The organism is Actinokineospora iranica, assembly GCF_900101685.1.
Taxonomy (GTDB): domain Bacteria; phylum Actinomycetota; class Actinomycetes; order Mycobacteriales; family Pseudonocardiaceae; genus Actinokineospora; species Actinokineospora iranica.
This window is the reverse complement of the sequence record NZ_FMZZ01000003.1, coordinates 347,298-369,384: the sequence shown is the minus strand read 5'-3', so window position 1 is coordinate 369,384 and position 22,087 is coordinate 347,298. Positions and strand designations below refer to the sequence as shown.

The 22,087-nt window shown below is 72.1% G+C and carries 21 protein-coding genes; 8 read left to right on the top strand and 13 right to left on the bottom strand.

Annotated elements, in window-relative coordinates; translation table 11 throughout:
* Positions 1-26 precede the first annotated feature (26 nt).
* Both BLS56_RS09560 and BLS56_RS09555 read left to right on the top strand, forming a co-directional pair.
* Positions 27-1,190 (top strand): 8-amino-7-oxononanoate synthase, encoded by a 1,164-nt coding sequence (locus BLS56_RS09560; protein WP_091449595.1) that lies wholly within the window; start codon positions 27-29, stop codon positions 1,188-1,190.
* A gap of 56 nt (positions 1,191-1,246) precedes the next feature.
* Complete coding sequence (locus tag BLS56_RS09555; RefSeq protein ID WP_228771505.1) at positions 1,247-2,080, top strand: class I SAM-dependent methyltransferase; 834 nt, start codon at positions 1,247-1,249, stop codon at positions 2,078-2,080.
* Here BLS56_RS09555 and BLS56_RS09550 read toward each other — a convergent pair.
* Positions 2,070-2,510 carry a GNAT family N-acetyltransferase gene (locus tag BLS56_RS09550; RefSeq protein WP_228771504.1) on the bottom strand — a complete coding sequence of 147 codons (441 nt, stop codon included), beginning with the start codon at positions 2,508-2,510 and terminating at the stop codon, positions 2,070-2,072. The genes BLS56_RS09555 and BLS56_RS09550 overlap by 11 nt on opposite strands.
* Before the next feature lie 13 nt (positions 2,511-2,523).
* Positions 2,524-3,357, bottom strand: coding sequence for a S1 family peptidase (locus BLS56_RS09545; protein WP_091449594.1), 834 nt, complete (start codon positions 3,355-3,357; stop codon positions 2,524-2,526).
* A gap of 276 nt (positions 3,358-3,633) precedes the next feature.
* On the opposite strand from BLS56_RS09545, the gene BLS56_RS09540 reads away from it, so the two are divergent.
* Both BLS56_RS09540 and BLS56_RS09535 read left to right on the top strand, forming a co-directional pair.
* Positions 3,634-4,398 (top strand): M15 family metallopeptidase, encoded by a 765-nt coding sequence (locus tag BLS56_RS09540; RefSeq protein ID WP_407640502.1) that lies wholly within the window; start codon positions 3,634-3,636, stop codon positions 4,396-4,398.
* Between the two features lie 5 nt (positions 4,399-4,403).
* A complete protein-coding gene (locus BLS56_RS09535; protein WP_091449693.1) occupies positions 4,404-4,736 on the top strand; it encodes a YnfA family protein in 333 nt (110 codons plus the stop codon).
* Positions 4,737-4,745: 9 nt separating this feature from the next.
* Here the strand turns inward: BLS56_RS09535 and BLS56_RS09530 are convergent, their stop codons facing one another.
* Positions 4,746-5,843 (bottom strand): M48 family metallopeptidase, encoded by a 1,098-nt coding sequence (locus tag BLS56_RS09530; protein WP_091449592.1) that lies wholly within the window; start codon positions 5,841-5,843, stop codon positions 4,746-4,748.
* Between the two features lie 172 nt (positions 5,844-6,015).
* Between BLS56_RS09530 and BLS56_RS09525 the strand changes: the two genes are divergently transcribed.
* A complete protein-coding gene (locus tag BLS56_RS09525) occupies positions 6,016-6,552 on the top strand; it encodes a YbhB/YbcL family Raf kinase inhibitor-like protein (protein WP_091449591.1) in 537 nt (178 codons plus the stop codon).
* A gap of 134 nt (positions 6,553-6,686) precedes the next feature.
* Positions 6,687-8,090 (top strand): mycothione reductase, encoded by a 1,404-nt coding sequence (locus BLS56_RS09520; RefSeq protein ID WP_091449692.1) that lies wholly within the window; start codon positions 6,687-6,689, stop codon positions 8,088-8,090.
* Between the two features lie 4 nt (positions 8,091-8,094).
* On the opposite strand, the gene BLS56_RS09515 is transcribed toward BLS56_RS09520, so the two are convergent.
* Entirely contained in the window at positions 8,095-9,402 is a 1,308-nt protein-coding gene (locus tag BLS56_RS09515; RefSeq protein WP_091449590.1) for an MFS transporter, read from the bottom strand.
* Positions 9,403-9,449: 47 nt separating this feature from the next.
* Here BLS56_RS09515 and BLS56_RS09510 point away from each other — a divergent pair, with 47 nt between their 5' ends.
* Positions 9,450-10,127, top strand: coding sequence for a FadR/GntR family transcriptional regulator (locus tag BLS56_RS09510; RefSeq protein ID WP_175482745.1), 678 nt, complete (start codon positions 9,450-9,452; stop codon positions 10,125-10,127).
* Positions 10,128-10,151: 24 nt separating this feature from the next.
* Here BLS56_RS09510 and BLS56_RS09505 read toward each other — a convergent pair whose 3' ends face one another.
* Positions 10,152-11,681, bottom strand: coding sequence for a cobyric acid synthase (locus tag BLS56_RS09505; protein ID WP_091449589.1), 1,530 nt, complete (start codon positions 11,679-11,681; stop codon positions 10,152-10,154).
* A 49-nt stretch (positions 11,682-11,730) separates the two neighbouring features.
* Here BLS56_RS09505 and BLS56_RS09500 point away from each other — a divergent pair, with 49 nt between their 5' ends.
* On the top strand, positions 11,731-12,429 hold the full coding sequence (locus BLS56_RS09500) for a hypothetical protein (RefSeq protein ID WP_091449690.1): 699 nt from the start codon (positions 11,731-11,733) through the stop codon (positions 12,427-12,429).
* Positions 12,430-12,454: 25 nt separating this feature from the next.
* Here the strand turns inward: BLS56_RS09500 and map are convergent, their stop codons facing one another.
* The 8 genes from map to dxr form a co-directional block, all read right to left on the bottom strand.
* Positions 12,455-13,312 (bottom strand): type I methionyl aminopeptidase, encoded by an 858-nt coding sequence (map, locus tag BLS56_RS09495; protein WP_091449588.1) that lies wholly within the window; start codon positions 13,310-13,312, stop codon positions 12,455-12,457.
* 82 nt (positions 13,313-13,394) lie between these two features.
* Positions 13,395-15,203, bottom strand: coding sequence for a penicillin-binding transpeptidase domain-containing protein (locus tag BLS56_RS09490; protein WP_091449587.1), 1,809 nt, complete (start codon positions 15,201-15,203; stop codon positions 13,395-13,397).
* A 44-nt stretch (positions 15,204-15,247) separates the two neighbouring features.
* Entirely contained in the window at positions 15,248-16,105 is an 858-nt protein-coding gene (locus tag BLS56_RS09485; RefSeq protein WP_175482744.1) for a GNAT family N-acetyltransferase, read from the bottom strand.
* Positions 16,106-16,160: 55 nt separating this feature from the next.
* A complete protein-coding gene (locus BLS56_RS09480) occupies positions 16,161-16,736 on the bottom strand; it encodes an HNH endonuclease (RefSeq protein ID WP_175482743.1) in 576 nt (191 codons plus the stop codon).
* Between the two features lie 156 nt (positions 16,737-16,892).
* Entirely contained in the window at positions 16,893-18,245 is a 1,353-nt protein-coding gene (locus tag BLS56_RS09475) for an AAA family ATPase (RefSeq protein WP_228771502.1), read from the bottom strand.
* Between the two features lie 19 nt (positions 18,246-18,264).
* Positions 18,265-19,425, bottom strand: coding sequence for a flavodoxin-dependent (E)-4-hydroxy-3-methylbut-2-enyl-diphosphate synthase (gene ispG / locus BLS56_RS09470; protein ID WP_091449585.1), 1,161 nt, complete (start codon positions 19,423-19,425; stop codon positions 18,265-18,267).
* 21 nt (positions 19,426-19,446) lie between these two features.
* Complete coding sequence (locus tag BLS56_RS09465; protein ID WP_091449584.1) at positions 19,447-20,670, bottom strand: M50 family metallopeptidase; 1,224 nt, start codon at positions 20,668-20,670, stop codon at positions 19,447-19,449.
* Positions 20,671-20,672: 2 nt separating this feature from the next.
* Entirely contained in the window at positions 20,673-21,935 is a 1,263-nt protein-coding gene (dxr, locus tag BLS56_RS09460) for a 1-deoxy-D-xylulose-5-phosphate reductoisomerase (RefSeq protein WP_091449688.1), read from the bottom strand.
* Positions 21,936-22,087: the final 152 nt, after the last annotated feature.

The window sequence follows — 22,087 nt, the reverse complement described above, 5'->3', positions numbered from 1 at the left end:
GGGGCGGCGGTGTCAGACTCGCACGCGTGAACCCGGACGGACCCAGCCCCGCTGACCAGGTGTTCGACTGGCTCGACACGCACGCGGAAGACCGTCGGCGCGCCGGTCTGAGCAGGCAGCTGCGCCCCCGCAGGCCAGACTCGGACCTGCTCGACCTCGCGGGCAACGACTACCTGGGACTGGCGAAGGACAAGCGGGTCAGCGGCGCCGCCGCGGCCGCGACGCTGCGCTGGGGCGCGGGGTCCACCGGGTCGCGGCTGGTCACCGGCAGCACGGAGCTGCACAGCGAACTCGAGTACGAGCTGGCCCGGTTCTGCGGGACGCAGTCGGCGCTGGTCTTCTCCTCCGGGTTCGCCGCGAACCTCGGTGCGGTCACCGCGCTGTCCGGCAAGAACTGCTCGATCGTGACCGACGCCTACATCCACGCCTCCCTGATCGACGGGTGCAGGCTCTCGCGCGCCGAGGTGGCGGTGACCGCGCACGCCGACCCGGCCGCGGCGGGCCGCGCGCTGGCGACCCGGCGGACCGAGCGGGCGGTGTTCGTCACCGACACGGTGTTCAGCGTGGACGGCGACCTCGCGCCGCTGGGCGAACTCGCCGCCGTCTGCCGGGCGAACGGGGCGGCATTGATCGCCGACGACGCGCACGGCTTCGGGGTGCTCGGCGACGGCGGCCGCGGGGCCGTGCACGCCGCCGGTCTCGCTGGCGCGCCGGACGTGGTGACCACCCTGACGCTGTCGAAGTCGCTGGGCTCCCAGGGCGGCGCTGTGCTCGGGCCGCGCCGGGTCATCCGGCACCTGGTCGAGAACGCGCGCAGCTTCATCTTCGACACCGGACTCGCCCCGGGCAGCGCCGCCGCCGCCCTGACAGCGCTGACCGTGCTCAAGGAAGAGCCGGAGCGCGCCGGGCGGGTGCTGGAGATCGCCCGGACGCTCGCGGAGCGGCTGCGCGCGGCGGGACTGGCCGCCAGCGAGCCGGACGCCGCGGTGGTGTCGGTGCGCGCGCCCTCCCCGGACGCCGCCCTGGCCTGGTCGCAGGACTGCCGGGCCGCCGGGGTGTGGGTCGGGTGCTTCCGGCCGCCGTCGGTGCCCGACTCGGTCTCCCGGCTGCGGCTGACCGCGCGGGCGGACCTGACCGAGGGCGAAATCGACCGCGCGGTCGAGGTCATCACCCGCTGCGCCCCGCGCTGAAACTCGGTCGACCCCGGACAGCCCGCGCCCCATGATGGGGGCGGGGGGTGGTCGGCATGGCCGATGACATGGCCGATGACATGGCCGATTACGTGGCGGTCAACAAGGCGAACTGGGACGAGCGGGCGCCCGCGCACGCGGCGTCGCCGGACTACGGCGTGCGGCGGTTCCTGGACGACCCGGACCACATCAGCGACGTCGTGCGGTTCGACCGCCCCCGGCTGGGCGACCTGACCGGCGTGCGCGGCGCGCACCTGCAGTGCCACATCGGGACGGACACGCTTTCGCTGGCGCGGCTGGGCGCGCGGATGAGCGGCCTGGACTTCTCCCCCACCGCGCTGCGGCAGGCGCGTGACCTGGCCGGGGACCTGGTCGACTACCACGAGGCCGAGGTCTACGACGCGGTCGACGTGCTCGGGGCGCGGTCCTACGACCTGGTCTACACCGGGATCGGCGCGCTGTGCTGGCTGCCGTCGGTCGAGCGGTGGGCGCGTGTGGTCGCCGACCTGCTGCGCCCCGGCGGCCGGGTGTTCCTGCGCGAGGGCCACCCGATGCTGTGGGCGCTGGACGAGCACGCCGACCCGCCTGCGCCGAGGTACTCCTACTTCGAGCAGGCGGAGCCGCTGGCGATGGACGGCGGCGAGACCTACGTCGCGACCGACGCGGTGTTCACCCACACCCGCTCCTACAGCTGGAACCACGGGGTGGGCGAGGTGGCCACCGCGCTGCTGGCCGCGGGACTGCGGCTGACCCGGCTCGAAGAGCACGACAGCGTGCCGTGGAACGCCCTGCCCGGGCACATGGTCGAGGACGCGGCGGGGCAGTGGCGGCTGCGGGAGACGCCGGAGCGGCTGGCGGCCACCTACACCGTCGAGGCGGTCAAGGGGTAGCGGGCCGCCGCATCCGGATGTGGTCGACGCCGTGGTCGTCGAACACCTCGCCCTCGGGCAGGTAGCCGAAGCGGGTGTACATGTCCCGCACGTGCACTTGGGCGTCGAGCACGCTTTCGTCCGAGCCGATGTGGGCCAGGGCCGCGGCCATGAGCCTGCCGCCGAGACCCGTGCCGCGGGCCTGCCGCGCGACGCACACCCGGCCGACGCGGCGCTCGCCGCCGGGCGCGCCGAGGACGCGCAGGTACGCCAGCGGCTCGTCGTCGGGCTGCCACCACAGGTGCACGGTGTCGGGCAGCCGGTCGCGGCCGTCGAGTTCCTGGTAGAGGCAGTCCTGCTCCAGCATGAACACCTCGACCCGGAGCCTGAGCAGGCGGTAGAGCGTGTCCGCGGTCAGGTCTGGGCCGCAAGCCGAGTGCAGTGCGCTCACACCAACCTGGATATCACAGGTGTTGGGCGATCAGGTCGGCGTAAGCGGCTACCCGGGTGTAGACGCCCGGGTTGCCCGGCTGCGCGCAGCCCTCGCCCCACGACGCGATGCCGACGAGCCTGCCCTCGACCACCAGCGGGCCGCCCGAGTCGCCCTGGCAGGTGTCGACCCCGCCCTGGGCCAGGCCCGCGCACACCATCGACTTCGCCGCGAAGCTGCCGTACACGCGGGCGCAGTCGGTGTCGGAGGTCAGCGGGACCTGGGCGCCGAGCAGGAAGCGCGACGGGGAGCCGCCCTCGGAGACCCGCCCCCAGCCCAGGATCGTGGCCGGGGCGCCCGCGGCGTAGAGATCCGCGCCGTCCGCCGGGGTGGCGATCGGCAGCGGCTGGTAGGGCACGGCCCGGTCGAGGGTCAGCACCGCGACGTCGTCGCCGGTGGTGACCTCCTGGTAGCGCGGGTGCGTCCACACCTTGGTCACCCGGGCGTCGGCGCCCGCCTGCGACTGCTTGTCCTCCCGGCCCGCGACGACGCGCATACCCTGCGGGAACGCCTTGGCGCAGTGCGCGGCGGTGACCACCTTGGCCGGGGCGACGAGGGTGCCGCCGCAGAACTGGTGGCCCTGGCTCGTGGTCAGGTAGACGACGTAGGGGTGGTCGGCGATGGCGACCCTGCGGCCGCCGACGATCTGCCTGCCCTGCTGGCCCGCCCCCGCCTGTTGACCAGCCGCCGCCTGCTGGTTTGCCGCTGCCTGTTGGTTCGCCTCTGCGCCGCCGAAGTGGCCGAGCACAGCCGCGGCGATGGCGACGACCGCGACGGCGCCGAGAACCCGGCGCGCGTGTCCCCTCATGAAGAAGATCTCCCATCGGTGATGTCCGTGCTCGCCGTGGACACGCTAGGTCAAGCGGGCCCGCGCCGGTCCCCGGACGCTGTCACTCGAAGGGGTGCAGTTGGCCTGGGGCATGCTGGAGCCGTGCGTCGCCTGATTCCCGCCCTCGCTCTTGCCGCCGTCGTGACGGGCTGCGTCACGCCGGAGCAGCAGCGGGCCGCCCAGTCGAGCGCGCCACCGGCCGAGTCCGCCGTGACGTCGGCGACCGCTCAGTCCTCGGCGTCTGCGGCGTCCTCGGTGTCTTCCGGGCCCACATCCTCCCCGGCGCGGGTTCCGGCCTCGTCGCGGCTTCCGGACCCGCCCGCGCCCGCCTGGGTCGTCGGCGCGACGCCGCTGCCGCTGCGGCCGGACGGGTTCGGGAAGGTGCTGCCGACGCCCCCGGCGCTCGCCGAGCGGTCGCTGCCCACCAGGGACCTGCTGCCGCCGCCCGCCGACGGCCGCTACGCCGCGACGGTGAGCCCGGTGCCGGACGCGGTCCTGGCGCGCAGCACGTGGCAGCCGCGATGCCCGGTGGGGCGGGCCGACTTGCGGTACCTGACGATGTCGTTCTGGGGGTTCGACGGGCGCCCGCACACCGGCGAGATGATCGTCAACGCCCGCGTCGCCGATGAGGTCACCCGAGTGTTCGGCCAGCTGTTCGCGGCCCGGTTCCCGATCGAGGAGATGCGCGTCACCGCCCTGCCCGAACTGGATCTGCCGCCGACCGGCGACGGCAACAACACCACCGCGTTCGTCTGCCGCCCCGCGCGGAACCTGACGACCTGGTCGGCGCACGCGTCCGGGCTGGCCATCGACGTCAACCCGTTCTGCAACCCCTACGTCAAGGGAAACCTGGTGCTGCCCGAGCTGGCCTCGGCGTATGTGGACCGCGCGCGCCGCAGGCCGGGCATGGTGTTCGCGGGCGACGTGGTCGTGCGCGCGTTCGGCTCGATCGGCTGGGGCTGGGGCGGCGCGTGGACCTCCCCGGTGGACATCCAGCACTTCACCGCGACGGGCCGGTGACGACGATGACCGTCGCGAAGTCCGTGGCCCTGTTCGTGCTCGCGGCGCTGGCCGAGATCGGCGGGGCGTGGCTGGTCTGGCAGGGCGTCCGCGAGGACCGGGGCTGGCTGTGGGTGCTCGGCGGGGTGCTCGCGCTGGGCGCCTACGGCTTCGTCGCCACCCTGCAGCCGGACGCGCATTTCGGGCGCATCCTGGCCGCGTACGGCGGCGTGTTCGTCGCCGGGTCGCTGCTGTGGGCGATGGCCATGGACGGCTTCCGGCCGGACCGGTGGGACGTCGCGGGCGCGCTCGTCTGCCTGGCGGGGGTCGCCCTGATCATGTACGCCCCCCGCCCGTGACCGCTCCGCTCAGTTCTTGCCGGCTCCCGCGTCGTCCGGGCGCGGCGCGTCGCCACCACCGGCGCCACCACCGCCACCGCCGAACCGGCTGAACACCTTGCCCGCCGCCCCGGACAGCGCCTCGCCGACGTCGTTGAGGGCCCGGGCCAGCGGGTCGGTCGACGCGGCGAAGGACTCCTTGTACGACTTGGCCGCCGACCTCATGTCGTCGCTGAACGTGCTGCCGGGGGCCTCGTCGTCGCGGCGCCGGTAGTCGCCCGCCAGGATCGCCCGGTACTCCTCCGATGCCGCCCAGCGCTGCAACTGCGCCGCCCGCACGACCGCGAACGGGTGGCTCATCCCCTCGACGGTGCGCAGCTTGTGGATGCTGTCGCGGATGTCTTCGACGTCCTCGTACTCCTTGGCCTGCTGGAGGAAGGACGGGATGTCGATCTGGGTCAGGTCGGTGCCGCCCGCGAGGTAGACGTGGGTGCGCAGCGCCGCCGCCGGGTCCTGCCCGCACAGCAGGCCCGCGCGGTCGCAGGTGAGCTCCGCCTTGCGGAACCACTCGCGCAGGGCGGCGATGGCCGCCCGCATCGCGAGCGCGCCTGCCGGGAGGAACGCGATGGTCATCTGCAGGTGCACCAGCCGCAGCAGCAGCGTGCGCAGGACCGCGTGCCCGGAGAGCACATGGCCCATCTCGTGGCCGACGACGAACCGCAGGCTCTCGCTGTCCAGCGCCTCGACCAGCCCGGTGGTCAGCACGATGAACGGCTCATCGATGCCGACGGTCATCGCGTTCGCGTTCGGGTCGCGCTGGACGAAGACGTTCGGCACGGTGTCCAGGTCGAGGACCTCGGCGCACTCCAACCGGAGGCGGTCGATCTTCGGGTACTGCTTCTCGCCGACCCGGATGGCCGATGCCAGGGTCAGCAGCCGCTCGCCGCGCTCGGCGAACAGCCCGGAGACGGCCTTGAGCACCTCGGCGACCCCGGGCGCCGCGCGCAGCGTCGCCATCGCGCCCCGGTCGGCCGGGTGCTCGTAGGCGCGCGGGCTGATCCGCGGGAAGCGCACCCGCGTGGACGACTGCGAGACCTCACGGTCGGGGCGATCGGCGTTGTCGGTCACATTTCCTCCCAGAAGTGGTCCAGCCCCACAGTAGGCCGATTCACGGTCGGAAGTGGCCGGTTCACCCTCAGCCGCCGCCTCGGCGGGCCGCGCGCGGCGGTGGCGGCTAGGTTCACCGCCGGGGGCTAGATTCGCCCCCGGAAGATCACCGGCAAGTTCTGGAGGACCGTCCATGAGCCTGGAGCGCCCGGTCGCGCCCGACCCGTACGCCCTGCTGCCCAAGACCGGCGAGTTCACCGTCACCTCGACCGACGTGCGCGACGGGGAGAAGCTGGACCGCAGGCACGCGCACGACTCGGCGGGCGGCGACAACCTCTCGCCCCAGCTGTCGTGGAGCGGCGCGCCGGAGGACACCAAGAGCTACGTCGTGACCTGCTTCGACCCGGACGCGCCGATCCCCGGCGGCTTCTGGCACTGGGTCGCGGTGAACATCCCCGCGGACGTCACCGAGCTGCCCGCCGGCGCGGGCAAGGACGACGACAGCCTGCCCGGCGGCGCGTTCCACGTCCGCGCCGACTTCGGCAGCCGCGCCTACGGCGGCGCCGCGCCGCCGCGGAACGACCAAGACCACCGGTACTACTTCGTGGTGCACGCCGTCGACGTGGAGAAGCTGGACGTCGACGAGACCGCCAGCCCGGCCGTGGTGAGCTTCAACCTGGCGTTCCACACCCTGGCGCGGGCGATCATCACCCCGACCTACGCCCACTGAGCCCACGCGGCGGGCGGGAGGGCCGACCCCACCCGCGGCCCTCCCGCCCAAGTCCGCGTACGTAGTGCAAGAGCGGCCAAGCCGCCGCCGGATACAAGGAATGCCGGACGGGTGGGATGCGGTTGGATGTGATCGTGGCCCACTACGACCTGGTGATCATCGGAACCGGCTCCGGCAACTCCCTGCTCGACTCGCGGTTCGCGGGCTGGCGGGTGGCGGTGGTCGAGCGCGGCGTGTTCGGCGGGACCTGTCTGAACGTGGGCTGCATTCCCACCAAGATGTTCGTGCACGCCGCCGACCTGGCCTCCGTTCCCGCCGCGGCCGCCCGGCTCGGGGTGGACGAGACGCTGGACGGGGTGCGCTGGCCCGCGATCCGCGACCGGATCTTCGGGCGGATCGACCCGATCGCCGACAGCGGCCGCAAGTACCGGATGGCGCACCCGGACAACGCGAACGTCGACGTCTACCTCGGCGCTGCGCGGTTCGTCGGCGAGCGGCGGCTGGAGATCACCCCGAACGACGGCTCCCCGGCCGAGACGGTCACCGCCGACCGGATCGTCCTCGCCGCGGGCGGGCGCGCGGTCGTGCCCGAGATCGAGGGAATCCACGACGTCGGCTTCCACACCAGCGACACCGTGATGCGGCTCGACGAGCTGCCCCGGCGGCTGGTGATCCTGGGCAGCGGGTTCGTCGCCGCCGAGTTCGCGCACGTGTTCTCCGCCTTCGGGGTGGAGGTGACCGTGGTCGCCCGCTCCGGCGCGCTGCTGCGCGGGGAGGACCGCGACATCAGCCTGCGGTTCACCCAGCTCGCGCAACAGTGCTGGGACGTGCGGCTGGACCGCAAGGCGGTGCTGGCCGAGCGCGCGGGCGACGGGGTGCGGCTGCACCTGGAAGGCCCGGACGGCGCGGAGACCGTCGAGGGCGACCTGCTGCTCGTGGCGGTCGGCCGGACACCGAACGCCGACCTGCTCGCGGTGGAAGAAGGCGGGATCGCGGTCGCGCCGACCGGGCACGTGATGGTGGACGAGTTCCAGCGCACGAGCGCCGACGGCGTGTGGGCGCTGGGCGACATCAGCTCCCCCTGGGAGCTCAAGCACGTCGCCAACCACGAGGCGCGGATCGTGCAGCACAACCTGCTCAACCCCGGCCGGTTGCGGGCAGCCGACCACCGGTTCGTCCCGCACGCGGTGTTCACCGCGCCGCAGATCGCCTCGGTGGGGCTGACCGAGCAGGACGCCGAGCGCGGCGACGCCCGGTGGGTCGCCGCGACCGAGGCCTACAGCGGCGTCGCGTACGGCTGGGCGATGGAGGACACGACCGGGTTCGCCAAGATCCTCGCCGACCCGGCGACCGGCCAGATCCTGGGCGGGCACATCATCGGCCCGCAGGCGCCGACGCTGCTCCAGCCGATCATCCAGGCGATGAGCTTCGGCCTGGACGCCCGCTCGATGGCGCGCGGGCAGTACTGGATCCACCCCGGCCTGCCGGAGGTCGTGGAGAACGCCCTGCTCAACCTGCCGCTGGACCCGGTCGACTAGCCGATCACACGGTCCGGTCCCGGCCCGCCGCGTAGCCGACGGCCACCTGGACGGCGACAACGCAGAGCACGAACACCAGCGACGCTGTCCAACCGCCGGTAAGTCCGCGCAAGAGGCCGAAGGCAAACGGGCCTAGAGCGCCGATCAGGTAGCCGATGCTCTGCGCCATCGCCGACAGGGTGGCTGTATCGGCGGAATCGCGGGTGCGCAGGGTGATCACGGTGATGGCCAGCGGGAACACGCCCATGCCGAAGCCCGCCAGCACCGCCCACAGCAGCGGCGCGGCTGCGGGCGCGACGAGCAGCCCGACCAGCCCCGACCCGCCGATGACGGTCACCGCGACTATCCAGGCCGACTGCGTGCGGGCGCGGGCGGCCACCGGCGGCAGGACGAGACTCAGCGGAACGCCCAAGAGGGTGCTGACCGCCAGGTACACACCGGCGGTCGGGCGATCCACGCCCGCGTCGATGTAGACCTCGGGCAGCCAGCCCATGACGGTGTAGGCGACCAGCGCCTGGAGCCCGAAGAACGCCGTCACGGTCCAGGCGAGCGGACTGCGCCGCATCGGGCGGCCGCGCCCGGCCCGCTCGCCCGCCGCGGCCACCGGGTCGCCGTGCCGGGCGGTCGCGAGCCAGGTGAGCACCGCGGCCAGGCCCAGCAGCGCCCAGGCCGCGAGGGCCCCGCGCCACCCGCCGAGCCGCTCGGCGAGCCAGGGGGTGGCGGCGGCGCCGAGGCCGCCGCCCGCGGCGAGAGCCGCTGTGTAGACGGCGGTGACGGCGCCGATCCGGTGCGGGAAGGACTGCTTGATCACCACCGGGATCAGCACGTTGCCGACCGCGATGCCCGCGCAGGCCACCAGCGTGCCGCCGAGCACCACCGGCGGGCCGTCCAGCACGCGCAGCGCCAGGCCCGCGGTCAGCAGCGCCAAGGCCCAGCCGAGAGCGCGGGCGAGGCCGAACCGCCTGCTCAGGCGGGGCGCGAGCAGGCCTGCCGCGCCGAAGCAGACCGCTGGGACGGCGGTCAGCGCGCTGGCCCACGCGTGGCCCGCGCCGACGGAGATTCGGACATCGTCCAGCACGGATGCGAGACTGGTGACCGCGGGACGCAGATTCGCGGCGGCAAGGGCGACGCCGAGGACCAGCGACGGCGCGCCCACCAGGGCAGCGGTCCGGACCGCGCGCGGGGACCTTGGCCTGCGCGGCAGCGTGGCCGTGGCACTCTTGGTCGCCGTGGTGATCGACGCCGTGGCAATCTTGGCGTCCCTGGCGGCGCAGGGGTTCGGCTTCGTTGTCGGGCTGCGGTGGACTGCCATGGACGCTAGTGTCCCAACGTAGGATGTTTGGATGAAAGGATGGCGCTGTGCCGTTGGCCACTACCCGGCGATCCGGCCTCGTCGACCAGGTGATCGAGCAGATGCGCTCGGCCATCACCAGCGGCGAGTGGAAGGTCGGCGAGCGCATCCCGACCGAACCCGAGCTCGTCACCGCCCTCGGCGTCGGGCGCAACACCGTCCGTGAGGCGGTCCGGGCCCTCGCGCACGCGGGGCTGCTGGAGGTACGCCAGGGCGACGGCACCTTCGTCCGCGCGACCAGCGAGTTCTCCGGCGCCGTGCGCAGGCTGGCGGGCACGGAGCTGCGCGACGTCCTGCAGGTGCGGCGGACGCTGGAGGTCGAGGGCGCGCGCCTGGCCGCGGCGAACCGCACCGAGACGGAGCTGGAAGAGCTGACCGCGCTGCTCGCCGAGCGCGACCGGTTCATGGAGGCCAAGGACTACGAGACAGGCGTCGACCGCGACGCCGCGTTCCACCTCGCGGTCGTCAAGTGCTCCCACAACCCGCTCCTGGCCGAGCTGTACCAGGGCCTGACCGAGGTGGTCCGTGCGTCTGTCGCCACCACGGTAAACGGCGACCCGAGCACAGCCAGGACCATCGACCACCAGGGCCTGGTCAACGCTATCCGCGAGCAGGACACCCAGCGGGCCGCCGCCGAGGCGGCCGGGTTCCTCGACGAGCTGATCGCCGACCTCGACATCAAGTAGCGCGGCGCCGGATCACCGCGACGGTCACAGCGCGGGCGCGCCCGGCGGCAGCGTCGGCAGCCCCGCCGGGGCGCCCTGGTCGATCAGCCGCCGCACCGCGTCGGTGTCGATGTGGTCGGCGACCAGGTCGCCCAGCAGGTCGAGCTGGGCGGCCCTGGCCGCGGCGAACGACACGTCCGCCGCGGTCCGGAACCCGGTTCGCCCGGACCGCTCGGCGGCCCAGCGCAGCAGCGCGCGGCGGACGCCGTCGTTCTCCAGCAGGCCGTGCCAGTGGGTGCCGAGCACCGCGCCCGCCGCGGCGCCCTCCACCGTGCCGTCCGGCAGCGTCACCAGGCCGGGCAGGTCGCCGCGCCGGACGACCCGGCCGTGGTGGATCTCATAGCCCGTCGCGGGCTCGCCGAACGCCGTCCCGCTCGGGCGGCTCAGCGTCTTCTCCTCGGCGAAGGCCACGCCCACGTCGAGCAGGCCCAGCCCGTCGACCACCCCGGCGCCGGACTCCACCCGGTCATCGATGCGAGTGCCGAGCATCTGGAAGCCGCCGCAGACCCCGAGCACCGGCAGGCCCCGGGCCGCGTGCGCGGCCACCGCGTCGGCCAGGCCGGTCGACCGCAGCCAGCCCAGGTCGGCCACGGTCGACTTCGAGCCGGGCAGCACCACCAGGTCCGCGTCCGCCAGCCGCGACGGCTCGGTGACGAACCGGACCGACACCCCCGGCTCGCACGCCAGCGCCTCAACGTCGGTCGCGTTGGAGATCCGCGGCAGCCGCACCACGGCCACCCGCAGCCACTGCTCACCGACCGGCGGTAAAGGCCGTCCGACCACGCCGTCGGCCGCGTAAGACAGCGAGTCTTCCGCGTCCAGCCACAGCTCTTCGCGCCACGGCAGGACCCCGAGGACGTCTCGGCCGGTGAGTCCGCGCAGTTGGCGCAGACCGGGTTCCAGCAGCGCCGGGTCGCCGCGGAACTTGTTGATCACGAACCCGGAGACCAGCGCCTGGTCCGCCGCGTCGAGCAGGGCGAGCGTGCCGAACAGGTGCGCGAAGACCCCGCCCCGGTCGATGTCGCCGACCACCAGCACCGGCAGCCCCGCCGCGCGGGCGAGACCCATGTTCGCGATGTCGTTCGCCCGCAGGTTGATCTCGGTCGGCGAGCCTGCGCCCTCGCACACCACGACCTCGAAGTCCGCGCGCAACCCGGCCAGGGTGGCCAGCACGGTCTCCATCAGCTCCGCCTTGCGCTCCCGGTACGACAGCGCGCTGGCCACCCCCACCGGGCGGCCCAGCACCACGACCTGCGAGCTGCGGTCGGAGCCCGGCTTGAGCAGCACCGGGTTGAACCGCACGCTCGGCGCCAGCCCGCACGCCGCGGCCTGCACCGCCTGCGCCCGGCCGATCTCGCCGCCGTCGGCGGTGACCATGGAGTTGTTGGACATGTTCTGCGCCTTGAACGGCGCCACCCGCACGCCCTCGCGGGCCAGCCAGCGGCACAGGCCCGCCACCACGACGCTCTTGCCAGCGTCCGATGTCGTGCCAGCGACCAGCAGCGCTCCCGACATTCGCCAGTCCCCTCCCCTGATCGCCGCGCGGGCTGTCATCATCCCGGTCATGCCCGCCGCACCCGTCACCGCCGTCCTGGTGCACAGCCCGTTCCTCGGTCCGGCCAGCCTGCGCCCGCTCGCCGACGAACTCGCCGCCCTCGGGCATCCCACGCTCGTCCTCGACCTGCTGCCCAGCGTCGTCACCCCGCCGGTCCACCAGCGCCTGATCGGCGCGTTCGCCGACGCGATGTCCGACACCGCGGTCACCGGCCCGCTGATGCTCGTCGGCCACAGCGGCGCCGGGCCGCTGCTGCCCGCCTTCGCCGACGAGCTCGAAGACGTGCGCGGCCTGCTCTACCTCGACGCCGGTCTGCCCACCCCGGGCAAGAGCTGGCGGGACACCGCGCCCGCGAAGCTGTACGAGCGGCTGCGGGAGCGCAGCCGCGACGGCCAGCTTCCGCGCTGGCACCACTGGTTCGACACCGACCCGCTGCCCGAGCTCGTGGCCGACGCCGCGCTGCGCGCCGAGATCGCCGACGAGGCCCCCGAGGTGCCGCTGGCGTTCCTCTCCGAGCCCCGCCCCAGCGTCGAGTGGGACGGACCGGCCGGGTACGTCGCCCTCTCGGCGGCCCACCGCGACGACCTCGCCGCCGCCCGCGCGCTGGGCTGGCCTGCCCGCGAACTCGACACCCACCACCTGGCCTGCGCGACCGACCCGAAGCCGGTCGCCGTCGCGGTGCTGGAGGTGCTGCTCGACCTGGCCTGAGCGCTCAGGGCTGGTCCAGGACCGCTCAGGGCAGAGTCAGGATCTCCGCGCCGGTCTCGGTCACCAGCAGGGTGTGCTCGAACTGGGCGGTCCACTTCTTGTCCTTGGTGGTGGCCGTCCAGTCGTCGTCCCACATGTCGTAGTCGATGGTCCCGAGAGTGATCATCGGCTCGATCGTGAAGGTCATGCCGGGCTCGATGACGGTCTTGTCGTTGAGGTCCTCGTAGTGCAGCACCACCAGGCCGCTGTGGAACGCGCGGCCGATGCCGTGGCCGGTGAACGCGCGCACCACGCCGTAGTCGAACCGCTTGGCGTACTTCTCGATCACCCGGCCGATGACGTTGAACTCGCGGCCGGGGCGCACCGCGTTGATCGCGCGCATGGTCGCCTCATGGGTGCGCTCCACCAGCAGCCGGGCCTCCTCGCTGACCTCGCCCGCGAGGAAGGTGGCGTTGGTGTCGCCGTGCACGCCGCCGATGTAGGCGGTGACGTCGATGTTGACGATGTCGCCGTCCTCGATGACCGTCGAGTCCGGGATGCCGTGGCAGATGACCTCGTTGAGCGAGACGCAGCAGGACTTCGGGAAGCCCCGGTACCCCAGCGTCGACGGGTAGGCGCGGTGGTCGATCAGGAACTCGTGGACGACCGCGTCGACGTCGTCGGTCGTCGCTCCCGGCTTGGCCGCCTTGCCGCCCTCCTGGAGCGCCTGCGCGGCGATCTTCCCCGCCACCCGCATGGCCTCGACGACCTCCGGCGGCTGCACCCACGGGTCGGTGCTGCGCGCGGGCGCGGGACGGTCCACGTACTCGGGACGGACGATGGTGGACGGCACGACCCGGCGGGGAGACTGCTTGCCGGGTGTCAACGGGGCGCGGACGGACATGCCTTCCACCCTAGGCCCTGTCTCGAAGCACCGGCACACGCCAGCCGCGCCGGTGCTTCGCCACAGGACCTGGACCCTCCGGTCAGCCGAGGGCGGCCAGGAACCTCCCCGCGGCCTGCACGGCGGTGCCGGACTGGCCGACATCGGTGAGCAGCACCGCGAACGCGAGGTCGCCGCGGTACCCGACGAACCACCCGTGCGAGTGGGTGCCGTCGCCGAACTGGGCGGTCCCGGTCTTGCCGCGCACGTCGCCGTAGGCCTGCAACGCGCCCGCGGTGCCGCCAGCGACCACCTCGGCCATCATCGCGCGCACCGACTCCAGCACCGCCCCGGGAACCGGCTCCGGGACGGCGTCGGCCTTGGTCTCCACGCCGCGCACCAGCACCGGCTTGGGCACGCTGCCCGCGGCGACCGCGGCCACCACGACGGCCATGCCGAACGGGCTGGCCACGACCTTGCCCTGGCCGAAGCCGTCCTCGGCGCGCTCGACCTTGTTCGCCGCTGGCGGCACCGACCCGGTGATGGTCGTCGCGCCGGGCATGACGTAGTCGATCCCGAGGCCGAGCCGCTTGGCCATGCCGGTCAGCTCGTCCGGAGCCATGGTGACGGCGAGGTCGGCGAAGGTGGTGTTGCAGGAGAACGCGAAAGCGCTGCGCAGCGGGACGACGCCCTTGTCGAACTTGCCGCTGTTGGGGATCTCCCTGCCGTCGACGACGGTGGTGGGCGGGCAGCCCAGCGGCGTCTCCGCGCCGGCCTTCCCGGACGACAGCGCGGCGGCGGCGGTGACGATCTTGAAGGTCGAGCCGGGCGGGTACCGGCCGGTCAGCGCGAGCTGCCCCTGCTTGTCGGCGGGCTCGTTCTGCGCGACGGCGAGCACTTCGCCGCTGGAGGGCTCGATGGCCACGATCATCGACGGCGTCTGCTCGCCCGCGATGGCGCCCTGCGCCGCGTCCTGCACGCGCTTGCTCAGCGCGACCTGCACCGCCTTCGCGGGCTGGGCGGCCTTGGCGAACAGCTCCTCGCCCTCGGCTCCCGCGCTGTCGACGGTGTGCACCCGCCAGCCCGACTTGCCCTCGACCTGGTCCTCGACCAGCTTGCGGATGCCCGGCATCAGCGTCGGGGCGAGCTTGCGGTCGGCGGCCAGCAGCCGCGACTCCGCGGTGAACCGGACGCCCTGAAGCTCGTAGATCAGCGGGCGCACCTTCTGGTAGTCGGGGTCGCGGAGAGCGACCACCTGGTAAGGCTGCCCGTTCACCTTGGCCGCGCCGTCGAGGATGCTCTGCGCGGTGATCGAGGCGTCGATGCCCGACAGCGCCTGGGCGAGCTGCCCGGCGATGGCGTCGGCGTCGCCTGCCTTCGCTGGCTCGAACAGCACCGAGACCACCCGTTCCGGCTGGAGCACCGGCACGCCCTCACGGTCGAGCACCGGCGCCAGCGCGGCCTCGATGCCCCGCACCGCGAGGGTCTGGCCGACGCCGAGCTTCGGGTGCAGCACCGCGGGCTCCCAGTGCACCTTCCAGACGTCGTCCTCGGCGCGCAGGTCGAACGCGCTGTCGTAGGTCCACAACCTGCCCCGGCCGAGGTCCCAGGTGATCTGGAACGCCGCCTTCGCGTTGCGCTGGCCCTCGGCGGCATCGACGTGGCTCACCTGCGCGCTGACCGTCGACGGCTTGAGCGCGCCGCGCACCTTGTCCATCAGCGCCTTCGCCGACTCCGCCGAGTCGGTCTGGGCAGCGGCGGTGCCGGTGTCGCCGCCCGCGAACGCGGCCACGAACTGCGCGGCGGCGTCCTCCGGCGTCGGGTCGGAGCCGAACACGCCGCAGGCGGACAGGGGAAGGAAAGTCACCAGCGCGGCGAGCAGCGCCGCGGGACGACGAAGAGAGGCACGCACGGCCGCAGTATGCCCGCAGACGGGCGGCCGGGGGCGGAATCCGATCAGAACAGCACAGTCGCGTACTGCCCGACCTGGGTGAACCCGACCCGCTCGTACGCGGCCCGAGCGGGAGCGTTGTAGCCGTTGACGTACAGGCTCGCGGTGCGGCCCATGGACGTCACCAGCCGCTGCACCACCGCCGCCGTGCCCGCGGCGCCCAGGCCGTGCCCGCGCCGGTCCGGGTGCACCCACACCCCCTGGATCTGGCCGACCGTGCTCGACATCGCGCCGATCTCGGCCTTGAACACCACATCGCCGCCCTCGAACCGGGCGAACGCGCGTCCCGCCGCGATCAGCTCGGCCACCCGGGCGCGGTAGCTCGCGCCGCCGTCGCCCAGCCGGGGATCGATGCCGACCTCCTCGATGAACATGTTCACCGCGGCGGGCAGGTAGCGGTCAAGCTCGTCCGGCCGCACCGGCCGCACCAGCGAGTCCGGGGTGACCAGCGGCGCGGTCGAGACCGCCATCAGCGGCTGGTCGTCGCGCACCTCACGGGCCGGGCCCCAGTCGGTCTCCAGCTCAGCCCACAACCCCAGCACCTGCTCGGCGGGGCCGACCATGGACGAGCACATCCGCCTGCGGCGCAACGCCCGGTCGGCGAACGCGCGCAACGCGGACCTCTTGCCACGGAGAGGAATCAGGTTCGGCCCCGCGAAGCAGAGCGCGTCGAGCCTGCCGACGGTGCGCAGGCCCCGGATGTCGCAACCCCACACCTCGCCGCCCAGCCGCCACGGGTCCAACCCGACGGACTCGATCCTCGACGCCACCATGCAGGACGCCACGGGATCGGCGGTGAGCACGGCGCGCACCGCCTGACCGTCCCGTTCGTCGAGCAGCCGCGCTCCTGCAAGCCGCAACACGCCCCTAGCGTGCCAGATCACAACCCGCTCGGAAAACCGAGCTTGCCCGTTAGGCCTAGCGCCAAGTAGTCAGCAGGCCGCGCATCTCCGGGTTCCGCAACGGCCCCACCAGGTCCTCATCCTGACCGAAGACGATCTGCGCCCGCTTGGTCGACGCCAGCCGCACCATCGCCTGACACACGTCAGCGAGCGGCTGCTCGCGAATGCAGAGCAGCGCTTCTTCCACGGCCTTCTCGTCACCTCGGCCAAGAGCGCGCCACAGCTCACGCAAGCTCCGACTCACGACCCGCCGGGCCTGCTGCCTGCCTCGGGCGAGCAGTGGCCTGTTCAAGCCGAACACCTCGATGGTCACACGTCCCTTGTCGCTGAGCGGCTGGTACTCGCCAACCGACAGCGCGAGCAGCAAGTGATCGAAGGGATCTTCAGCAGTCGGATCGATCAGCAGCGGATTCCCCTCGGAGTCCACCGGAAAACGATCCCGTTTATGGTGGCTGTTACAGGCGGAACAGGCCAACAAGTGATTCAACCAGTCGAAGGTCCGCCGTGGACTGCGGGACATCGGGTCGAAATGATCGATATCGGTGCCCAGATTATCGCCGCAATACATGCAGTACTGCCGCCCCGGTGCCATCCTCGCCAACGTATCGTGAAGCGATGTCCGCACCGCCGGGTTGGCACGCCAAACCGCCCGCGCCGCCCCGGGCCCGGGGTGCCGCAACGATCTTGGTGGTGCGTTCGGTCAGGCGATTCGCGACACTGGGAGCCAGTTCCAGTCTGGTAATCGAGATCACTCGCTGTTTGCCCCGCCGCGGTCGAGGCGCGCGGTGATCTCACCCAGCCTGGCCACCGGTGAACTGGTCAGGAGTTCCCGCAACTGCTCGTAACGGCGTTCCTGAGCCGCGTCCGCCATGTCCCCGATCACCGCGACTTCGAGTTCGACCAACTCCCGCCGCAGCGACTGCGCCTTCTCCGAGTACGGAGTGTCGAGCCCGAAGAGGTCCGAGAGCACCGCGTCGTCGCCGCTGCCGAACACGATCCGATCATACAGGTCCTGCGGCACCACCACCGGCGGTTCCTGCTGGTCCGGCCCAGGGAGCCGAATAAGTCCACCTGGGTCCGCCGCTTGACAGATATAGGGGCTGTGCGTGGTCACGATGAACTGAATGTTCGGAAAATGCGTCTTAAGCCAGCCACCGATGCGCTTCTGCCACGACACATGCAGATGGGCGTCTACTTCATCGATAATCACGACACCGGGCACAGTGACAGCCACAATACCGTCGCGTTCGTCCACCGGAATGGAACCGAAGGCGTCGTTTATCTGCTTGAGCAGATCGACCACGAGGGCCGCGACAGTTCGGTACCCGTCACTCATCTCCCGCAGCGGAAAGCGGTTCGCGCCATTGCGGACCCACAATCCGTCCGAATCGACGCCTTCGATGTGGTAGTTGTCCGGCAGCAATCCGTCCGACAGGATGGAGAGCGCGACGGATTTGAGTTCCTCAGCCCCTGGGCGCCGCTCCAGCGACCGCAGGTGCTGCTCGATGAGCCAGGCAACGCCCTCCGCCAGGGAAGCGTCCTCGTGGAACAGGCAGACCAGGCGCGCGACTGGACCAGGGCTCGACATCAGCCGCTGGGCGTCACCGGCTCCGCCGACCAACCGGCGGAATGGGCCGTAGGCCGCACAGAACCACCCAGCCAGGTTGTCCTGCCATGGGCCGCGCGCGGCCAGATTCTGGCTTCGAGTAGAGCCGTGCGCGGTGATGGAAGGCTGAACATTGCGGCGAACGATATCGCCCGTGTCGTCGGGGATATGCCAGGCGAGCGCGGCACTGAACTCCCCCTTGCTCGGCGGGAACCCCTTGCTGGCAAACCGATCGTGCGTGGAGTCGAAGGCGACTCTCACGGAAGCAATCGCCTGGCGGTGACCGGAGGCGATCCAGGTGTCGAAATCAGCCACGAGGCTACGCGCGACCCCCGGACCGCTGACGGCCAGGGCGATCGCGCGCAGCAGCGAGGTCTTCCCCGAGCCGTTGCGCCCCGCGATGACCGTCCACCCGGCGTGTGACTGGTCGGGCCGAGTCAGCACGAGGTCCACGTCGCGGGCGCCGTTGAAGCCACGAATGTTCTGCAACGTCACCCGCGACAGGTACATGGCGTCAACTCACCGTGACGATCGGGGCCGTGGCCGCGCCGTCGTCGGGAACCTCCATGTCCTCGGCGATGCGGAGGGCTTCCTCGATGAGGGTTTCGACAATCTGGTGTTCGGGAACGGTCTTGATGACCTTGCCCTTGACGAAGATCTGGCCCTTGCCATTGCCCGAGGCCACACCGAGGTCGGCTTCGCGGGCTTCGCCGGGGCCGTTGACGACGCAGCCCATGACCGCGACCCGCAGCGGGACCTCCATGCCTTCCAGTCCGGCCGTGACCTGTTCGGCGAGGGTGTAGACGTCGACTTGGGCGCGGCCGCAGGACGGGCAGGAGACGATCTCCAGTTTGCGGGGGCGCAGGTTGAGCGACTGGAGGATCTGCGCGCCGACCTTGACCTCCTCCACCGGCGGGGCCGAGAGCGACACGCGGATGGTGTCGCCGATGCCTTGGCGCAGCAGCGCCCCGAACGCGACCGCGGACTTGATGGTGCCCTGGAACGCGGGCCCGGCCTCGGTCACTCCGAGGTGCAGGGGGTAGTCGCACTGCTCGGCGAGCAGTTCGTAGGCGCGGACCATGACCACCGGGTCGTTGTGCTTGACGCTGATCTTGATGTCGTGGAAGTCGTGCTCGGCGAACAGCGACGCCTCCCACATGGCCGACTCGGCCAGCGCCTCCGGGGTCGCCTTGCCGTACTTCGCCAGCAGCCTGGGGTCCAGCGAACCGGCGTTGACCCCGATCCGGATCGGCGTCCCCCGGTCGCGGGCGGCGTGGGCGATCTGCTTGACCTGGTCGTCGAACTTGCGGATGTTGCCCGGGTTCACCCGCACCGCCGCGCACCCGGCCTCGATCGCGGCGAACACGTACTTCGGTTGGAAGTGGATGTCGGCGATCACCGGAATCTGCGACTTCGCCGCGATCGCGGCCAACGCCTCCGCGTCGTCCTGCGACGGGCACGCCACCCGCACGATGTCGCAGCCCGCTGCGGTCAACTCCGCGATCTGCTGCAACGTCGCATTCACATCCGCGGTCACCGTCGTGGTCATCGACTGCACCGAGATCGGGTGCTCGCTGCCCACGCCCACCGACCCCACCCGCAACTGCCTCGTCTTACGGCGCTCACCGAGCACCGGCGGCGGCAGCGTCGGCATGCCGAGCATCACGTCGGGCATCTACTCAAACCTCTCAGGAAATCAACGGCTAATTCGAATGGGGTTCACGATGTCCGCCGTCACGGTGAGCAGCACGACCGCGCCGCCGAGGACGACGAGCACCATGGTGACGCCCGCCAGTTTGTTGTAGTCCACCGGGCCGCCCGGCGCCTTCCCGCGGACCTTGCGCAGGGCGTCGCGGACCTTCTCGTACAGCGTGATGGCGATGTGGCCGCCGTCGAGCGGGAGCAGCGGCAGCAGGTTGAACACGCCGACGAAGAAGTTCAGCGCGGCCAGCATGAGCACGAAGATCTCCCACAGGCCCTGCTCGGCCGCGTCCGCGCCGATGACGCTGGCGCCGACGACGCTGACCGGCCGCTCGGGGTCGTTTTCCGCGCCGCCGATAGCGCGCACCACCGCCGGGATCTTCTCCGGGAAGCGCATGAGCCCTTCCCAGGTCTTGGCGAACATCTCGCCGGTGAAGGAGACCGTGCCGCCGACCGCGGACAGCGCGCCGAACTGCACCATGCCGCCGGGGGCGATCCCGACCGCGCCGACCTCCACGACCTTGTTGTCGTCGCGGTCGGGCACGGACCCGACGGCGGCGCGCCGCACCTGGGCCACGTCGACGGTGACCGTGCGCCGCTCGTCGCCGCGCTGGACGACGAAGGTGTTCTCGCCGCGCAGGTCGCGGACTTTGGTGACCAGTTCGGTCCAGGTCGCCACCGGCTGCCCGTTGACGGCCACGATCTCGTCGCCCGCGGTGATCCCCGCGGCGGCGGCGGGCGAGGGGTCGTTCGGGGAGCACGGGGTGAGCTTGAAGGACTTGGGGTCCTGGCTGGCCGCGGCGCAGTCGGTGCCGCCGACCAGCGGGCGGTCTGTGTAGTTCGGCAGGCCGAGGGTGACGGCCATCAGGTAGAGGATGACGAAGCCGAGGATGAAGTGGGTGATGGAGCCTGCCGAGAGCACCACCACGCGCTTCCACACCGCGTGCCGCCACATCGCCCGCGGCGCCTCGTCCGGGGTCACCGGGTCCAGCGCGGTCATGCCCGCGATGTCGCAGAACCCGCCCGCGGGAATCGCCTTGAGCCCGTACTCGGTCTCCCCCCTGCGGAAGGAGAACAGGGTCGGGCCGAAGCCGATGAAGTACCGCCGGACCTTCATGCCGAACGCCTTCGCGGTCAGCATGTGCCCCGCCTCGTGCAGTGCGACGGACACGCAGATGCCCAGCGCGAAGAGCACGAGGTACAGGAGCCAAACGACCACGGTCAGTTCCTTCCCGGCCCGGCGGAGTCCCGCGAGCCAGTTGTCACCGCGAGGAGTTCTCGCGCTCGAACTCGGGCCCAGTGCTCGGCGGCGAGCACTTCCTCGACGTCCCGCGGCTCGCCGTGCCAGGCGCCTGCGTCGTCGAGTACCCGCCCAATAGTGTCCACAATGGCTGTGAAGGTGGTGTCGCCTCGCAGGAACGCGGCGACCGCCTCCTCGTTCGCCGCGTTGAGCACCGCGGGCAGGCAGCCGCCGGTCTCCCCCGCCGCGCGGGCCAGCCGCACCGCAGGGAACGTGTCCTCGTCCAGCGGCTCGAACGTCCACTGGGTCGCGGTGCTCCAGTCGCACGGGCGGGCCGCGCCGGGCACCCGCTCCGGCCAGGCCAGGGCGAGCGCGATGGGCAGCCGCATGTCCGGCGGGCTCGCCTGGGCCAGCGTCGAGCCGTCGGTGAAGGTGACCATGGAGTGCACGATCGACTGCGGGTGCACCACCACGTCGATGCGGTCGTAGGGCACGTCGAACAGCAGCCGCGCCTCGATCAGCTCCAGCGCCTTGTTGACCAGCGTCGCCGAGTTGACCGTGATGACCGGCCCCATCGCCCAGGTGGGGTGCGCGAGCGCGTCCTTGGCGGTGACCTCGGCCAATTCGGCGCGGACCTTGCCGCGGAACGGGCCGCCCGACGCGGTCAGGACCAGCCGGTCGACCTCGTCGCCCCGGCCGCCGCGCAGCGCCTGCGCCATCGCGGAGTGCTCCGAGTCGACCGGCACCAGCTGCCCCGGCTTGGCCGCGGCCAGCACCAGGGAGCCGCCCGCGATGAGGGACTCCTTGTTGGCCAGCGCCAGCGTGGCCCCGACCTTGAGCGCCGTGAGCGTCGGGACCAGCCCCCGCGAACCGGTGACGGAGTTGAGCACGACGTCGGCCGGGACCGCCTCGATCAGGTCGGTGACCGCGTCCGGCCCGGCGAACACCCTGGGCAGCCGGAACCGCCCCTGCGGGTAGCCCGCCCGCTGGGCGGCGGCGTAGAGCGCGAGTTGGAGGTCTTCGGCAGCGGTCGCCCTGGTCACGGCGACGGCGGACACGCCGAAGCGCAGGGCCTGCTCGGCGAGCAGGGCCGGGTCCGCGCCGCCAGCGGCCAGACCCGCGACAGTGAACCGGTCGGGATTCGCGGCGACCACGTCGAGGGCCTGGGTCCCCACGGACCCGGTGGAGCCGAGCACCAGCAGTGAGCGCCGACGGCTGTCGCCGTGTGCTGTGAAGTCAGTCATCACCGCCATTGTCCCCGACGCCGTGACCAGCCCGGCAGCCGCAGGGGTGCCAGGCTCGGCTGTTCGGCCCAACCCGGAAAAAGTTCCCGCGCGCAGGAGTGAAACAGGGCCGTCCAGGGAATGTCCTCAGCAGCGCGAAAGACCCCCACGAG

Excerpts from the sequence above, each read along its gene's own strand:
- BLS56_RS09555 (WP_228771505.1), top strand. The coding sequence starts at position 1,247 with ATGGCCGATGACATGGCCGATGACATGGCCGATTACGTGGCGGTCAAC.
- BLS56_RS09545 (WP_091449594.1), bottom strand. The coding sequence starts at position 3,357 with ATGAGGGGACACGCGCGCCGGGTTCTCGGCGCCGTCGCGGTCGTCGCC.
- BLS56_RS09535 (WP_091449693.1), top strand. The coding sequence starts at position 4,404 with ATGACCGTCGCGAAGTCCGTGGCCCTGTTCGTGCTCGCGGCGCTGGCC.
- BLS56_RS09525 (WP_091449591.1), top strand. The coding sequence starts at position 6,016 with ATGAGCCTGGAGCGCCCGGTCGCGCCCGACCCGTACGCCCTGCTGCCC.
- BLS56_RS09515 (WP_091449590.1), bottom strand. The coding sequence starts at position 9,402 with ATGGCAGTCCACCGCAGCCCGACAACGAAGCCGAACCCCTGCGCCGCC.
- BLS56_RS09505 (WP_091449589.1), bottom strand. The coding sequence starts at position 11,681 with ATGTCGGGAGCGCTGCTGGTCGCTGGCACGACATCGGACGCTGGCAAG.
- BLS56_RS09500 (WP_091449690.1), top strand. The coding sequence starts at position 11,731 with ATGCCCGCCGCACCCGTCACCGCCGTCCTGGTGCACAGCCCGTTCCTC.
- map (WP_091449588.1), bottom strand. The coding sequence starts at position 13,312 with ATGTCCGTCCGCGCCCCGTTGACACCCGGCAAGCAGTCTCCCCGCCGG.
- BLS56_RS09480 (WP_175482743.1), bottom strand. The coding sequence starts at position 16,736 with ATGGCACCGGGGCGGCAGTACTGCATGTATTGCGGCGATAATCTGGGC.
- ispG (WP_091449585.1), bottom strand. The coding sequence starts at position 19,425 with ATGCCCGACGTGATGCTCGGCATGCCGACGCTGCCGCCGCCGGTGCTC.
- dxr (WP_091449688.1), bottom strand. The coding sequence starts at position 21,935 with ATGACTGACTTCACAGCACACGGCGACAGCCGTCGGCGCTCACTGCTG.